Raw genomic sequence first — 16,734 nt, forward strand, 5'->3', positions numbered from 1 at the left:
AAATGCGAGCAATTTACGTTGCTCGCATTTTTTATGGAACTAAAGAAGATGTCAGTCTTTTTGTTTGATGCTTTTCAACAGGAAATAACCGATGGTACCTCCGATCATGGAAGCGGCAAAAATCCCCATCTTGGCTTCAAGGATGTATTCTTCCGCATTGGTTTTGAAGGCGAGTTCGGTAATGAATAACGACATGGTAAACCCGATACCTGCCAGTAATGCTACCCCGTAAATGTGTTTCCAGGAAAGATCGGAAGGAAGTGCGGCGATCTTCAGTTTGGTCATGAGCTTGGTAAAGCCTACAACGCCTATAAATTTACCCACAACCAGTCCCAGTATAATACCTATACTGACATTGCTGGTAATATTGTGCCAGAAATCCCCGGAAAATGTGACTCCCGCATTGGCCAGGGCAAAGATGGGCATCACTATAAAACTTACCATGGTGTGCATGGAGTGTTCCAGGCGCTGTAATGGCGTGAGTGCCGCCTTGGAATAGACTCTTACTTCTTCCAGGACATGCTGTTGCTGTGGGGTTTTGAGCCTTTTGATCCGGCCTTCCAGACTGTCGTATTCATCGATCAGGCTCCTCAGTTTCTCAACATATTTCTTGTCCCTGACTTTCGAACTTGCAGGGATAGTGAATGCAGCCAGGACCCCGGCAATCGTAGCATGTACTCCCGAAAACAGGAATGCCATCCATAACCCGCCAATACCTATAATACCGTAAAACAGGGGTGAGCGTACACCGAGCCGGTTGGCCACCAGGAGTAATACGAGGAAAATTCCCCCCACAACAAGGCTATGCGTATCGATGTCTGAAGTGTAGAACAGGGCGATAACCAGAACGGCGCCGAGGTCATCGGCAATGGCAAGGGCGGTAAGGAATACTTTAAGGGAAACCGGTACCCGGTCGCCCAGAAGGTAAAGGATGCCCAGGGCAAAGGCAATATCCGTAGCCATGGGGATTCCCCATCCGCCTACCGCATTGGAATCGTGATTGAAGATCAGGTAAATGGCTGCCGGGACTACCATTCCGCCAAGTGCCGCCATCAATGGGAGAATGGCCTTTTTGGGCCGGGACAGTTCCCCGGCGATCATCTCCCGTTTCAGTTCCAGTCCCACTACAAAAAAGAAAATGGCCATAAGGCCGTCGTTTACCCAGTGGTGCAGGTTGTTCTTGACCTCAAACGTATCGAACCTGAGGGCGAACTCGTGCTCCCAGAAATGGTGATACGCGTCTTTAAATGGTGAATTAGCCAAGATCAATGCAACTACAGCCGATAAAAACAAAACGACCCCTCCGGTGGTGGATTTGTTGATAAACCTGCTCATGGGGTCAATCAGTATCTTGTCTATAGGAGTTTTTTTCATATAAAAATTTAAAAAATAATATTTGTGTCCGGTGTGTCTGAGCGACTTGAAGTTAAAGAAAGCTAAGATAGGATTTATGCCCTAGTTTTTCAACAAATATCAAAAAATTCGATTAAACTGGCAACGGTCCGTAATGGTTTGCAGGGTAATATGCTAATATTCAAATAGTCCGAATATTCCCTGTTGATACGGAACGATGACATGACCATGCTCTTTACAAGGAAATACTTTTCCTACCTGTAGGAAAACCAGTTTTAATTTTTTTAACAGAGTTTCACGAAAGAGTAATGCTTCGTCAGCCGGTGTCCGGAATATGCCATCCGTAAGGTTGTTGTTCGATGGCGGTATTCCCCGTACCGTGCATATCCTGTGGGAGATATTAATCTTATCTGCCATTATCCTTGTATGGTATGGGTAGTTCTTCGTATTTTTGGCGCGTTAAAAAACAGGAACACAACAAATCGGATCGAATAACATGGCAGAAACCAAATACATCTTCGTTACCGGAGGGGTAACCTCTTCATTGGGTAAAGGAATTATCGCGGCTTCACTGGCCAAACTGCTGCAGGCCAGGGGATATAAGGCTACTATTCAGAAACTGGACCCTTATATCAATGTCGATCCCGGTACCCTGAACCCCTACGAACACGGGGAATGCTATGTTACTGACGACGGAGCCGAGACCGACCTGGATCTGGGACATTATGAACGTTTTCTGAATGTGAGGACCTCCCAGGCCAATAATGTGACCACGGGGAGAATATACCAGAGTGTGATTGAAAAGGAAAGAAAGGGCGAATTTCTCGGAAAAACGGTACAGGTAGTTCCGCATATTACTAATGAGATCAAGGAACGTATCCAGATACTGGGCAATTCCGGGGAATACGATATTGTAATCACCGAGATAGGGGGAACAGTAGGGGATATAGAGTCACTCCCTTATATAGAAGCGGTGAGGCAACTGATGTGGGAACTGGGAGATTACAATGGCATTGTGATTCACCTTACCCTTGTTCCCTATTTATCCGCAGCGGGGGAATTAAAGACCAAACCTACCCAACACTCGGTAAAAACCCTTATGGAAAGTGGGATAAAGGCCGATATACTGGTGTGCCGTACCGAACACGAACTTTCGGACGACCTTCGTGAAAAACTGGCATTGTTCTGTAATGTAAAACGCGAAGCCGTTATTCAGTCTATCGATGCCTCCACCATTTATGATGTTCCCAATTTCATGTTCAGGGAAGGCCTGGATACAGTGACCCTTCAGAAGTTGAACCTGCCGGAAAAAAATCATCCCGATCTGGAAAAGTGGAATGCCTTTCTTGAACGGCACAAAAATCCCAAGCATGAGGTAACCATAGGGCTGGTAGGAAAGTATGTGGAATTGCAGGATTCGTATAAGTCAATCCTGGAGTCCTTTATTCATGCCGGTGCGGAAAACGAGGTCAGGGTAAACGTAGAGACCATACATTCCGAGTATATTGATGAAGCTGCCATAAAAAACAAAATATCCCACCTGGACGGTATCCTGGTGGCTCCGGGATTCGGGGAACGTGGAATAGAAGGAAAAATAGACACCGTAAAATATGCGAGGGAAAACAATATCCCTTTCCTGGGGATATGCCTGGGGATGCAAATGGCGGTGATCGAATTTGCCCGTAATGTGTTGGGATTGAAAGACGCCAATTCGACCGAGATGGCAGAAGATACATCACACCCGGTAATAGACCTTATGGAAGAACAAAAGGAGGTTACCGAAAAGGGAGGGACCATGCGTCTCGGGGCGTGGAAATGTGAACTGAAAGACAATAGCCTGGCCAGGGATATTTACGGAGAACCAACCATTATGGAAAGGCACAGGCACAGGTATGAATTTAACGATGCCTACAAAGAACAGATAGAGGCTGCAGGATTAAAGGCTACAGGGTATAATCCTGATACCAACCTGGTGGAAATTGTGGAATTGCCGGAACACCCCTGGTTTATAGGTGTGCAATATCACCCGGAATACAAGAGCACCGTTGCCAATCCGCATCCGCTTTTTGTGGCATTCGTAAAAGCAGCGCTGCAATATAAAAAGGAAAAAACCAATGCCACTTTGGCATAGTTGTGCAATTTGGGTATATTTTTGCGCCTTTTCTGTGCCACAGGCAGAAGGATGAGTCTGTTCCGGTAATAATATATTGCCGCATAAATATTAATTTATAAAAGTTTAGATGGAAGAAAAGAAGTTGGATACCAAATCCATTATCGGATTTGTTCTGATAGGAGCCATTTTAATCTGGGTGATGTACAACAACCGGCCCTCGGAAGAAGAGATTGAGGCCCGGAAAGCCCAGGAACAGGTGGAAAAAAACAGGCAGGAAGCAGAAAAAGATCAGGTTGCGGATTACGAAGAAGAGGCAGAAAGCCTTACGGATTCCACTGCACGTGCCAATTATACCAAAACCCTCGGAGCTTTCGGATATTCGGCCACACTATCGTCTGCAAAAGACGGCGTTACTGTGCTGGAAAATGACGTAGTGTACTTTAAAATAAGTAACAAGGGCGGGCAGATCGTGGAAGCCAAACTCAAGGATTTTCACACCTATGACTCCGTACCTGTTTATTTGGTAAAAGACGGTAGCGCATCTTTTAACCTTACTTTCGGCACTTCCGATAACAGGACGCTGAATACGCAGGACATGTATTTCGAGCCTTCCCTGTCCGGTGACGGCAAAGTGTTGTCCATGAAGCTGAAGGCCTCACCCGACCAGTTCCTGGAATACCGTTACGAACTGAACCCCGACGATTATATGGTTGATTTTACCATTCGTTCCCAGGGGTTGAACGGGGTACTCAACAGCGCACAACCTGTACATTTGGACTGGAAACTGAAGGGAATACGCCATTCGAAGAGTATTACCTATGAAAACAGATATACGAGGCTGACCTATCAGTACGAGAACGGGGATAACATATCCAAGCTGAGCGCGGGAAGTGATGATGAGGACACCGAAGAGGATGTGACGTGGTTATCCTACAGGCAACACTTTTTCAGTTCCATACTTATTGCGGATAAACCCTTTGCTAAAGTAAATCTTACCTCGAAAGACCTGGTAGAAGATGAAAATAAAGAGGCAAAATGGACCAAGGCTTACGGAGCATCAACAGACCTGGAACTGACAGGCGGGGAAATAAACAGGAACCTTTCCTGGTATTTCGGACCTACCGATGTAAAAATACTGAGTGGGTATGAAGGCCTTGACCTCGATGATTCCATTCCCTTCGGATGGGGAATTTTCGGGTGGATCAACAAACATGTTTTTACCCCGCTTTACACTTTTCTGAGTTCATTCCTGCCTTACGGAGTGGCCATTATTGTGATGACCATCCTGGTGCGATTGTTGTTGTCACCCGTAACCTATAAATCCTATCTCTCGCAGGCGAAGATGAAGGTGTTACGCCCGGAAATAGCGGAGGTCAACGAGAAGTATAAGGACGATGCCATGAAAAAACAGCAGGCTACCATGAAAATATACAACAAGGCTGGTGTAAGCCCGCTTAGCGGATGTATCCCGGCACTCTTGCAGTTGCCTGTTTTCTATGCCCTGTTCATGTTTTTCCCCACGGCCTTTGCACTGCGTCAGAAAAGCTTTCTCTGGGCCGATGACCTGTCATCTTATGATACTATAGCGGAACTTCCGTTCAAGATACCGTTCTACGGAGACCATGTGAGTCTGTTTCCCATACTGGCATCAATCGCCATACTCATATATATGATGATGACTACGGGACAAAATATGCAGATGCAGCAACAGCCGGGAATGCCCAACATGAAGTTTATCATGTACCTGTCGCCCCTGTTCATGCTGATCTTCTTTAACAACTACGCCAGCGGACTGAGTTTGTATTATTTTATTTCCAACCTCATTACCATATTTATTATGCTGGCCATTAAACATTTTATTATAGACGAAGAGAAGATACATGCCAAAATAGAGGAAAAGAAGAAAAAGCCGAAAAAAATGAACCGTTTCCAGCGCAAAATGCAGGAAATGATGGAAGAAGCGCAGGCCCAGCAGAAAACCAAAGGAAAGCGGTAAGTACGGCATACGAATTTGATTTTTAAGGGAAGAGGCGCAGCGATCAACTGCGTCTCTTTGGTTTTTTGTAATTTTGCAGGGAAAAAATAAATGCTCTGCCAAGAGAGAAAGGAGTAAAAAATGAAACGAGTAGTCGTAGGGTTGTCCGGGGGAGTAGACTCCAGCGTTGCCGCCTACCTGTTAAAAGAACAGGGGTATGAGGTGATCGGACTTTTTATGAAGAACTGGCACGACGATTCCGTGACCATTTCCAGGGAATGTGAATGGGTGGAAGACAGTAACGATGCCATGATGGTAGCCGAAAAGCTGGGCATACCTTTCCAGACGGTAGACCTGAGTGCCGAATACAAGGAGCGCATTGTGGATTATATGTTCGGTGAATACGAAAGGGGACGTACGCCCAACCCGGATGTGCTTTGTAACCGGGAAATAAAGTTTGATGTGTTCCTGAAAATAGCTCTCGGACTCGGGGCGGACTATGTGGCCACAGGACACTATTGCCGGAAAGATGTCATATCCGGAGACGGCAAGGAAATATACCGTCTCCTCGCCGGAAAGGACGGCAATAAGGATCAGTCCTATTTTCTGTGCCAGCTTTCCCAGGAACAGTTGGGTAAAATACTTTTCCCCATTGGTGAACTCACCAAACCGGAGGTAAGGGAAATAGCAGCGCGCGAGGAACTGGTCACCGCGGGGAAAAAGGATTCACAAGGACTTTGTTTCGTAGGCAAGGTACGCCTTCCCGAATTTTTACAGCAAAAGCTGAAACCCAGGGAAGGGGTAATTGTAGAAGTGTCGTCTTCCAATCAAAATTACAGGAAACCTGCCCCGCATTTTATGACGAGGGAAGAAGAACTGGCCCATAATTCCAGGAAAATACGATATGCCCTTGCCGACGGCAAAGTGGTGGGCAAACATCAGGGTGCGCATTATTTTACCAAAGGGCAGCGTAAAGGCCTGAATGTAGGCGGAACTGCAGAACCCCTGTTCGTCATCGATACGGATGTGGAAGAGAACGTGATCTATACCGGGCAGGGGAAAAATCACCCCGGCCTGTTCAGAAGGACATTGTTCGTAACAAATGACGAATTGCATTGGGTACGGGAAGACCTTGCGTTGCCCGTGGACGGAACCATGGAGGTGAATGCGAGGATAAGGTACAGGCAACCTTTACAGAAGGCTGTGCTGTATCGTGTGGACAGCGGACTGTATGTGGATTTCGAAGCCCCGCAAAGCGCCATCACCGAGGGTCAGTTCGTCGCCTGGTATATAGAAGATGAACTGATAGGCTCCGGTGTTATATCATAACAAAAAGAGGTGGAGGTACACGGCCGTGTACCTCTCTTGCAATTGCAATATATATTTTCCGCACTGAATCAAAATTAGTGTCAAAAATCCTTTAACGATATAATAATCCCGATACACCTATGCAAAACAGGATTACACAACTGTTCAATATAAAGTATCCCATCATACAGGCAGGAATGGTATGGGCAAGCGGATGGCGACTGGCTTCTGCTTCCAGTAACTCGGGTATTCTCGGGCTTATCGGAGCGGGCTCCATGTATCCCGAAGTATTGCGTGAGCATATCCGCAAATGCCAAAAGGCTACGGATAAACCTTTTGGTGTCAATGTTCCCATGCTGTATCCCGATATAGAGAAGATCATGAACATTATTGTGGAGGAAGGGGTAAAGATCGTATTCACTTCAGCCGGAAACCCGAAAACCTGGACTCCCTTTTTAAAGGAGAACGGGGTTACCGTAGTTCATGTGGTCAGTAGTGTTAAGTTTGCCCTGAAGGCACAGGAAGCCGGTGTCGATGCCGTGGTAGCCGAAGGCTTTGAGGCCGGGGGACATAACGGGAGGGAAGAAACAACTACGTTCACCCTTATTCCGATGGTAAAGGAGCAGATCTCCATTCCTTTAATAGCTGCCGGAGGTATCGCCACCGGAAGAGGAATGCTTGCCGCCATGGTACTCGGAGCCGATGGGGTACAGATAGGGAGCCGGTTTGTGGCCAGCGAGGAGGCTTCTTCACACATAAATTTCAAACAGAAAGTGGTAGACGCCGGGGAAGGAGATACCCATCTTACCCTTAAAGAGCTCGCTCCTGTAAGAATGCTGAAAAACAGGTTTTACAATGAGGTACAGGAACTCTACAAAAAAGGGCCCGCGGTAGAAGAACTGAAGGAACTGCTGGGAAGAGGCAGGGCCAAAAAAGGTATGTTTGAAGGAAACCTGGACGAAGGCGAGCTGGAAATCGGACAGATATCCGGGCTGATACACGATATAAAGCCTGTTTCTGAAATCGTAAGAGCAATAACCACAGAATTCCGCGAAGTAAAACAGGAGATGATCCGGATGTAATTAAGGATATAAGACAGCAAAAATGAAAAACGACCTCATCCGGGGTCGTTTTTTTATTTGCAGTATTCTCAAAAAAATATAACAATAACTTATTTAAAAGTCCTTCCGGATAAATTTTACTAAAAAAAATAATCTTTAAAATAATCGCTATACCGTTGAAGTATTCGTACACAAATGATATTTTGATATTTTTTTAATTAATTTATTGCTAAAAAATACTTCGGAATCGATTGTGTGAATGAAATATTTGTGTATATTTACATCATATGTTCATATTGACTATAAGTAAAATAATGTTAAATCAGTCATGTGAATATTTTCATCCAAAAACCAATCAGATGTATTATGAGCTTTGAAATTTTAGAACACCAGTTTAAGGCCCGGTACGGAATATGCTTTATTGTTTTTGCCCTGTGGGGTATGGCGGTATGGGCACAGGATATTACCGTTTCCGGTACGGTTTCCGATGCCAATGGTCCCTTGCCGGGAGCAAGCGTCATCATTCAGGGGACCTCCAACGGAACTACTACGGATTTTGACGGGAACTTTACATTGAACAATGTTGCCTCAGATGCTGTCTTGGAAATTAGTTATATAGGATACAGAAAAGAACAGGTGGCCGTAAATGGCCGTACCACTATCAATATTACCCTGGAAGAAGACCTGGCACAGCTCGATGAGGTTGTCGTGGTAGGTTACGGGACGCAGTCGAGAAGGGTTGTGACCGGGGCCATAGAATCCATAGATTCCGAAGCCATGAGCAGCGTTCCTGTTACCACTTCAGAACAGGCCCTTCAGGGAAGGGCGTCCGGGGTTTCCGTAATAAACAGTGGTTCTCCGGGGCAACCTCCGGTTGTGAGAATACGTGGACTGGGGACCATGAACAATAACGATCCTCTATATGTCATTGACGGGGTGATCGGCGGCAGGCTTGCCGATGTAGACCCCCAGGATATTCAGTCCATAGAAGTGCTCAAGGATGCCTCCACTACCGCTATTTACGGTTCCAAGGGGTCTAACGGGGTGGTGATGATCACCACCAAGAAAGGAAGAAAGGGCAAAGTGTCGCTTACGCTGGACAGTTATGTGGGAACCCAGTTCGTGAACGAGAGGCTGGACATTATGAATACGGCACAATACATAGAGTATGCCGAAGCTTTCGGTCTTCCGGACCGGGTTACCGACCCCCAGTATGCGGATATGCTCAATAACGATACCGACTGGCAGGACGCCATATTCCAGTCAGGCCTCATGCACAAACACAATTTTTCTGTTTCCGGGGGCGGAGACAATAGCGATTTCCGGATTTCCGGCGGATTTATAGACCAGGATGGAATATTGCGGAATACAGGATTTAAAAGGCATAATTTCAGGGCCAACAGCAATTTTACTATTGGAAGGTTAAAGGTTGGCGAGACCGTACAGATCGTTTTCAACAATCAGAATCCGGAGACTGAAGGCGGTGGCCGGTCCGTCATCCGCCATGCCATTCGTATGGCCCCTTACCTGCCCATTTATAACCCAGACAATCCCGGAGGGTATCAGGGACCCAATTCCCCTATCGACGGACAGGATGCCGAAAACCCGGTAAGAGTACTCGAACTGGGAGAACGAAGCAATAGATCGGTTAATATTATAGGAGGGCTGTATGCCGAATTCGAAATACTGGACGGGCTCGTATTTAAAACCCAGGCCGGGCTGGACTACAGGACATTCAATAATAACAGCTTTGTCCCCTCGTTTAACGACGACAATCTCGGAGCCACTCATACCCAGGATCATGCGGCCATAACCAAGAACTCCGGTACTTTCAAATCTCTCGTGTACACCAATAGCCTGAACTATAGGACAACTTTTAATGAAAAGCATCATCTCGAAGTATTGTTACTTGCGGAGAAGCAAACGTCAAAAACCACCAACACCAATACGTCGAGCAGGAATTACATTAGCAATGATGTGAATGAAATATCCAATACGGATTCCGACATTAGTTCAGAAACTTTTGAATACACCAGGGTAGGTTATCTGGGCCGGATAAATTATGACTTTAATGAAAAGTATATTTTGGCCGCCTCCATACGGCGTGATGGTTCCTCCCGTTTTGGTCCCAATAACCGATGGGGGAATTTCTACTCCCTGGCGGGGGGCTGGAGGATCAGCGAAGAAAGTTTTTTTAATGTTCCCGCTGTCGATAATCTTAAATTAAGAGGAAGCTGGGGAACCACCGGGAATGATAATATAGATGATTATGCCTATAGCACTACCATAAGCCAGGACTTTATTTATCCCATTGCGGGGGAAGGTGCGGTTGGTGCAACACCTTCGGGATTGGCAAACCCTAATGTTAAATGGGAAGAAACCACCATGACCAATATAGGACTGGACCTGGGGTTGTTGAACAATACCGTAACACTGTCGGCCGAATATTATAGGAATAAAAGTGATGATTTACTTATGGACAGACCTATTCCGCCTTCTTTGGGAACACATTCCGGAGTTATTACGGAAAATGTGGGATCGGTGGAAACCAGCGGGTTTGAATTTAATTTGGGGTATAATGACTATGATGGTGACTTTACCTGGTCGGCCAACCTCAACCTGGGAACCAATACAAATGAAGCACTCGATCTGGGAGGTGTGGACGATATACAGGGTGCTGACTTTATCGCAGGAATAAATGATAATCTTACCAGAGTAGCGCCGGGTGAAAGCCTGTTCCATTTTTATGGTTTTGAAACAGACGGTGTCTTCCAGAACCAGGCCGAAGTGGATGCCCATGCCACCCAGGCCGATGCCGAACCCGGGGATATCCGTATGATTGATCAGAACGGAGACGGGGTGATCGATGATAACGACCGGGTGAAAATAGGAGATCCTTTCCCTGATCTTACTTTTGGGCTGAATGTCAATGCGGCTTATAAAAATTTTGATTTTAACCTGTTTGTCAGCGGGGCTACCGGACAGGATGTGTTCAATACGCTTCTGGTCGATACGGAAGGTATGCTGAGATTGTTCAATGCAGGTACACAGGTACTGGACCGGTGGACGGGCGAAGGGACTTCCAACAGCATTCCGAGGGCTGCCGGGGCTACATTGAACACCCGGGCTTCCGACAGGTATGTGGAAGACGGGTCTTATGCCCGGCTGCGGAACATTACCCTCGGATATACGCTACCCCGGGAAGTGCTCGGCGGGTATTTCTCCAAGTTCAGGATATATCTCAGCGGACAGAACCTGGTAACACTAACGGGATACTCCGGCTATGATCCGGAAGTAGGGGCCTATACCGTAGTAAATCCGACTTCGAATTTTGAAGTGGGGATCGACCGTGGGAATTATCCCCAGCCCAAGTCCCTGTTCCTCGGTTTACAAGTATCCTTTTAATACGAAAAGATCAGTGTCATGAAAATTGCGAAAAAATACAAACAATATACAGCAGCTCTGTTTTTTATAACCCTTGCGGTTGTAGGTATAGAAGCGTGTAAAACAGACGATCTGGAACTGACGAATCCCAATGAACTATCTCCTGAAACATTTCTTCAGAATGAAGTACAGGTGCAGTCAGCGGTAAATGCGGCATATGCCAATTTGCAAACCCGGGGATTGTGGGTAAGACATATGTTTTTTATGATGGACAACATGTCTCATGAAAATGCAGGGAACTCACAGCTTGAAGCCGATAAAAAACAATACCTGGACTTTAGTTTTGATGCCAGTCACGGAGCCATCAGGGCCTATTGGGAAAGCTGTTTCAGGGGAATTAACAAGGCAAATTATGTCATTGCCAATGCCGAACAGATAGATGCTATTGCCGAAATGTCCGGGGCAACTAAGGCTAAATTTATTGGTGAAGCCAGGTTTTTACGGGCATTTTATTATTTTCTGTTGGTTACCAGGTTTGGAGACGTACCGCTTATAACAACTATTCCTGAAGACGGGCAGGGCTTTCCGAGAAGTCCGGCGGAGCAGATTTATCAGGAGGTTATTATCCCGGATTTACAGGAAGCAACTACCGCTTTATTAAGTAAGGATGAAGAACAGCCGGGCAGGGCCACTTCCGAAGCGGCGTATGCCGTTCTCGGAAAGGTACATTTGTACCGGGAAGAATATACGCTTGCCCGTGATGCCTTCAACGAGATCATGGACGATTTTTCACTCGCAGCCGATTACGGGGATAACTTCCTCGAAGAGACCGAACACAATGAAGAATCCATACTCGAAATCGAATTTGACGTAGCCCTGGGTCAGGGCAGCAAATGGGATTCTGATGTGAGCGGTGCCGGCCAGAACGAAGTGACCTTCCGCGGCCAGGAATACGGCTGGAACGACTGGTTTAACGTATATCCTTCCGACGACCTGCTGGATGAATACGAAGAGGACGATCCGCGGTATACGGCAAGTTTTTACGCTAATGACGACCTGTTCAACAACGGGCAGGATACCGTGGCCATTCCTTCGGGAAGAAGGGCAGCCTGGAAAAAATACCAGAATTATTACAAAAGGGAGCACGAAAATACCGATTCAGGTATTAACTTTAGGGTCATCCGCTATGCAGATGTGCTACTGATGATGGCCGAAATAGAAAACGAACTGGGCAATATCCCGCAGGCCGTGGATTACCTGAACCAGGTACGTGACAGGGTGGGAATGCCGAACTACGGCACCCCGGAGATGGATACCATGTATCCGGTTTCCACACAGCAGGAGGTCTTCAATGCCATAGTACACGAACGCAAAGTGGAACTGGCCGGGGAACAGGTGCGTTTTCCCGACCTGGTACGATGGGGTATGGGAGACCAGATACCCAATTTTGAAGTAGGCAAACATGAAGTGTTCCCGATTCCGCTGGCCGAGATTACGGCCAATGCAAGCATTTCCCAGGCCGACCAGAACAACGGATATTAACAAAAATAAGGTCTATCTGTTTGTTACCCTGAGATGCCCTGACAGTTGCGTTTATAAGCACGGTCGGGGCATACCTTATAATTGATAAGAAGTATGAATACGAAAATCTCCGCAATAATAATCATTGCAACCGTACTGTTTTCGTGCAGGGGCAATCGTAATGACACGGGTACTGCAGAAGAAAATACGGGGATCTTTCAAATGCTGGAAACCCACCGTAGCGGGATTCGTTTTCAAAATACCCTTACGGAAAATGATTCGATCAATTACTTTACGTATTCCTATATCTATATGGGAGGAGGTATTGCAGCCGGAGATATCAATAATGACGGCTTAACAGATCTGTATTTTACAGGGAACCAGGTAGCCAACAAACTCTACCTGAACAAGGGCAACCTGGAATTTGGGGATATCACCGAAAAGGCCGGAGTCGCCGGAGACAACAGGTGGTACACCGGGGTAGCCATGGCCGATGTTAACGGAGACGGTTTCCTGGACATTTATTGCAGCGTGGCCGGAATGTCCGGAAACAAAAAGAACCAGTTATTTATCAATAACGGGGATGGTACATTCACGGAAAAAGCGGAAACATACGGCTTGGCCGACAAAGGCAACAGTGTGCAGGCCACCTTTTTCGATTTTGATAAGGACGGCGATCTTGATGTTTACATTGCCAATTATCCCCCTACCAGATTCAATGCCCCCAACTTTTATTATGTCTATAAGATGAACAATGTGCAGGATATGGAGTCGGATCACCTGTACAGGAATGACGGGGATACCTTTACCGATGTTACCGATAAAGCGGGACTGCGCAGTTTTGGCCTTACGCTGGGAGTTACGGCGGGAGATCTGAATAACGACTCCTGGCCCGATCTTTATGTCTCCAACGATTTCAATTCACCCGATTTCCTTTGGCTGAATAACGGGGACGGTACGTTCAGGGAAGTGGTCAAACAGGCTACCGGGCATACCTCCTATTACGGTATGGGGGTGGACATTGCAGATTATAACAACGACGGTAATCTCGATGTTTACCAGGTGGATATGGAAATGGTAGGCAACAGGCGTAAAAAGACCAATATGGGTGAAGTAACCCCCGAACAGTTCCAAAGTACGGTAAATTCGGGCCTGCATTACCAGTATGTGCAAAACAGCCTGCAACTCCATTCCGGAATGGTGGACAATGACGGGGTTCCGTTTTTTTCCGAAGTATCTGCCCTGGCCGGGGTTTCGGCAACCGACTGGAGCTGGGCACCGCTCTTTGCCGATTTTGACAACGACGGATACAAGGACATATTCGTCTCCAACGGGACCCGGAGGGAAATCAATAACAATGATTATTTCAATACCCTGGAAGAAGCCATTACAACTGATAACCTGTTGGAAATGAGCAGGAATATGCCCTCCGAAAAAATGGACAATTTTCTTTTCCGCAACAAAGGCGACCTTTCTTTCGAAAAAGCCAATGAACATTGGGGAATTTCATATAAAGGCTTTTCCAACGGGGCCGTTTATGCCGACCTTGACAATGACGGCGATCTGGAGATCGTAACCAATAACATAGATGACTACGCAACCGTATTTGAGAACCGGAGTTCAGCGCTTCACAATTTTATCACCGTAAAACTCAGGGGAACGGAAAACAATCCCTTTGGTCTCGGGGCAAGAGTATATGTTACTGATGAGCCACAGGAAAAATTTACACTGAGTGCCTGGGGTAACGGGGGGGACGTTATGTACAGCAACAGGGTCAATGCCCAGATGCAGGAACTTACCCTCACGCGGGGGTTCCAGTCTTCCGTGGCCCCGGAACTCCATTTTGGTGTGGGCCGGAAAGATACGGTCCATCAGGTAAAAGTAGTATGGCCCGACGGGAAGATACAGGAACTGGCTGATGTGAAAACCAATCGGATACTTACTTTGGATTACAAAGATGCCGGGGAAAATGCAGAAGAAGACCACCCGGAAAATATCCCGTTGTTCAGGGCATTGCAGGACAGTATTATAGTGCGGTACAGGCATACCGAAAACGAATATGATGATTTTAAAAAAGAGCCGTTGCTACCTCATAAAACCTCCGCATTAGGGCCCGGAATAGCCGTAGGTGACCTGAACGGGGATAATCTGGACGATTTTGTCGTCGGAGGGGCCTCCGGTAATCCGCCGGGAATCTTTTTTCAGACAGAAAACGGCTTTGAAAAACAGGATATGGAGATCTTCCGGACCGACAGGAAACATGAAGACCTGGGCATTGCCATTTTTGACGCGAATAATGACGGTTATAACGATATTTATATAGTGAGCGGAGGGAACGAATTTACACCGGATTCCCCCATGTTGCAGGACAGGTTGTATATCAACAACGGAAAAGGTGGTTTTGTAAAGGATAAAAACGCATTGCCCGAAATGCTGACCAGCGGCTCCCGGGTCTATCCTTTCGATTTTGACAATGACGGCCGGGAAGACCTTCTTGTGCTGGGCAGGCTGGTCCCCGGAAATTATCCTTTGCCTGCAAAGAGCTATCTTTTGAAAAATACGGGTGAAAAAGGGAAAACAGAATTTAAGGATGTTACAACCCAGGTGATCCCGGGCTTTGAAGCACTCGGTATGGCTACCGATGCCTGTATTACCGATTTTGACCGGGACGGATGGCCGGATATTGTGGTGGTGGGCGAGTGGATGCCCATACAAGTGTTCCGGAATGATCGGGCTGAATTTACTGATGTTTCCGAAGATGCGGGACTGGAAAATACCCGTGGGTGGTGGGGAAGTATTGCAGAAGGAGATTTTGACAACGACGGCGATACGGATTATATAGCGGGCAACCTCGGACAGAATTATAAATACAAGGCAGAAGAGAATAATCCTTTCGACATTTATTACGATGACTTTGACGGAAACGGCAAAAAGGACATTGTGCTGGGATACTATGAGAATGGGATACAATATCCGTTAAAGGGAAGGGAACGCTCCATACGGCAAGTTCCCGGGATCAGGAAACAATTTCCGGATTACAGGTCTTTTGCCGAAGCCACCCTGGAGGATATTTATACGGCAAAAAAACTTAAAAATGCTTTGCATTACCGGGTAACATCATTTTCCAGCGTATACCTCGAAAACCGTGACGGGAAATTCTTGATACATCAACTGCCCCGTGAAGCACAAATATCGGCTGTTAACCGTATCCTGCCCGGAGATTTTGATAAAGACGGTAACCGGGATGCCATTATCGCCGGAAACCTGTTCGGGTCGGAAGCGGAAGTCCCGCGCAATGATGCGGGTTTTGGTTACTATTTAAAAGGGGATGGTAAGGGAAACTTCACCCCGGTACCTCCCGCTGCAAGCGGTCTTTTTGTCCGTGGCGATGTCAAGGATATGGCCGTATTGAAATACAAAGGAAAACAGCTCCTTGTCTTTGCCGGAAATAACGATTATCTGCATTACGTTTACCTTCCGGATTAAAGGAGATCCCCATTCCGGGCGCTCCGTATTCATTTGCTTTTCCGGTTTTCTTACACCGTGTTGCCGGACTGTTTCACTATATTACAGGATCTTCAAAATGTGACATCGGCAAATAACCGGTATTTAATTATCTGAATAAAAAAATAAAGGGCCGATATTTCGTATTCTATTGTTTTTTTAACAAAAAATATTACGCAACCGATTGCGTCAATAAGATATTTGTGTATATTTACACATATGTTCTTAATGACTATAAGTGAACGATGTTAAAACAATCGGTAGAAATCGTCATACAGAACCAACCGAACCATTTATGAATATTAATTGCGCATTATGAATACAGACACATCGGGCGGGGCAGCCCTCAACATCACCGTTTAACTGCGTCAACACGAAACCTCAGAATAAAAATACAGACAGGACCAGGGCAATTCAGGGAGGTATGGGTGTATATCTTTAAAAATTGGCCGGTCTGCCTATAAACCCCATTTCTTCAATAAACACACCATATACCGGTGTGTGATTAGATAAAC

At 46.4% G+C, this 16,734-nt stretch carries 8 protein-coding genes; 7 read left to right on the plus strand and 1 reads right to left on the minus strand.

The features are described from left to right. Positions 1 to 51: 51 nt before the first annotated feature. Positions 52 to 1,374 carry a Na+/H+ antiporter NhaA gene (gene nhaA / locus LS482_RS12425; protein ID WP_233027844.1) on the minus strand — a complete coding sequence of 441 codons (1,323 nt, stop codon included), beginning with the start codon at positions 1,372 to 1,374 and terminating at the stop codon, positions 52 to 54. 475 nt (positions 1,375 to 1,849) lie between these two features. Here nhaA and pyrG point away from each other — a divergent pair, with 475 nt between their 5' ends. From pyrG to LS482_RS12460, 7 genes are all read left to right on the plus strand, one after another. Further along, a complete protein-coding gene (pyrG, locus tag LS482_RS12430; RefSeq protein ID WP_233027845.1) occupies positions 1,850 to 3,484 on the plus strand; it encodes a CTP synthase in 1,635 nt (544 codons plus the stop codon). A gap of 109 nt (positions 3,485 to 3,593) precedes the next feature. Then, positions 3,594 to 5,462, plus strand: a complete 1,869-nt coding sequence (gene yidC / locus LS482_RS12435; protein ID WP_233027846.1) for a membrane protein insertase YidC — start codon at positions 3,594 to 3,596, stop codon at positions 5,460 to 5,462. Positions 5,463 to 5,582: 120 nt separating this feature from the next. Beyond that, entirely contained in the window at positions 5,583 to 6,770 is a 1,188-nt protein-coding gene (gene mnmA, locus LS482_RS12440) for a tRNA 2-thiouridine(34) synthase MnmA (protein ID WP_233027847.1), read from the plus strand. A 119-nt stretch (positions 6,771 to 6,889) separates the two neighbouring features. Next, complete coding sequence (locus LS482_RS12445) at positions 6,890 to 7,831, plus strand: NAD(P)H-dependent flavin oxidoreductase (protein ID WP_233027848.1); 942 nt, start codon at positions 6,890 to 6,892, stop codon at positions 7,829 to 7,831. 345 nt (positions 7,832 to 8,176) lie between these two features. After that, positions 8,177 to 11,215 carry a SusC/RagA family TonB-linked outer membrane protein gene (locus LS482_RS12450; RefSeq protein WP_233027849.1) on the plus strand — a complete coding sequence of 1,013 codons (3,039 nt, stop codon included), beginning with the start codon at positions 8,177 to 8,179 and terminating at the stop codon, positions 11,213 to 11,215. Positions 11,216 to 11,233: 18 nt separating this feature from the next. Beyond that, complete coding sequence (locus tag LS482_RS12455; RefSeq protein ID WP_233027850.1) at positions 11,234 to 12,736, plus strand: RagB/SusD family nutrient uptake outer membrane protein; 1,503 nt, start codon at positions 11,234 to 11,236, stop codon at positions 12,734 to 12,736. 93 nt (positions 12,737 to 12,829) lie between these two features. Next, on the plus strand, positions 12,830 to 16,201 hold the full coding sequence (locus tag LS482_RS12460) for a VCBS repeat-containing protein (RefSeq protein WP_233027851.1): 3,372 nt from the start codon (positions 12,830 to 12,832) through the stop codon (positions 16,199 to 16,201). The last annotated feature ends 533 nt before the right edge of the window (positions 16,202 to 16,734 follow it).

It is taken from the genome of Sinomicrobium kalidii (assembly GCF_021183825.1).
In the GTDB taxonomy this organism is placed as follows: Bacteria; Bacteroidota; Bacteroidia; order Flavobacteriales; family Flavobacteriaceae; genus Sinomicrobium; species Sinomicrobium kalidii.

Bases quoted from the DNA above. Each gene is read 5' to 3' on its own strand.
- pyrG (WP_233027845.1), top strand. From the start codon at position 1,850: ATGGCAGAAACCAAATACATCTTCGTTACCGGAGGGGTAACCTCTTCA.
- LS482_RS12445 (WP_233027848.1), top strand. From the start codon at position 6,890: ATGCAAAACAGGATTACACAACTGTTCAATATAAAGTATCCCATCATA.
- LS482_RS12460 (WP_233027851.1), top strand. From the start codon at position 12,830: ATGAATACGAAAATCTCCGCAATAATAATCATTGCAACCGTACTGTTT.
- LS482_RS12450 (WP_233027849.1), top strand. From the start codon at position 8,177: ATGAGCTTTGAAATTTTAGAACACCAGTTTAAGGCCCGGTACGGAATA.
- LS482_RS12455 (WP_233027850.1), top strand. From the start codon at position 11,234: ATGAAAATTGCGAAAAAATACAAACAATATACAGCAGCTCTGTTTTTT.
- mnmA (WP_233027847.1), top strand. From the start codon at position 5,583: ATGAAACGAGTAGTCGTAGGGTTGTCCGGGGGAGTAGACTCCAGCGTT.
- nhaA (WP_233027844.1), bottom strand. From the start codon at position 1,374: ATGAAAAAAACTCCTATAGACAAGATACTGATTGACCCCATGAGCAGG.
- yidC (WP_233027846.1), top strand. From the start codon at position 3,594: ATGGAAGAAAAGAAGTTGGATACCAAATCCATTATCGGATTTGTTCTG.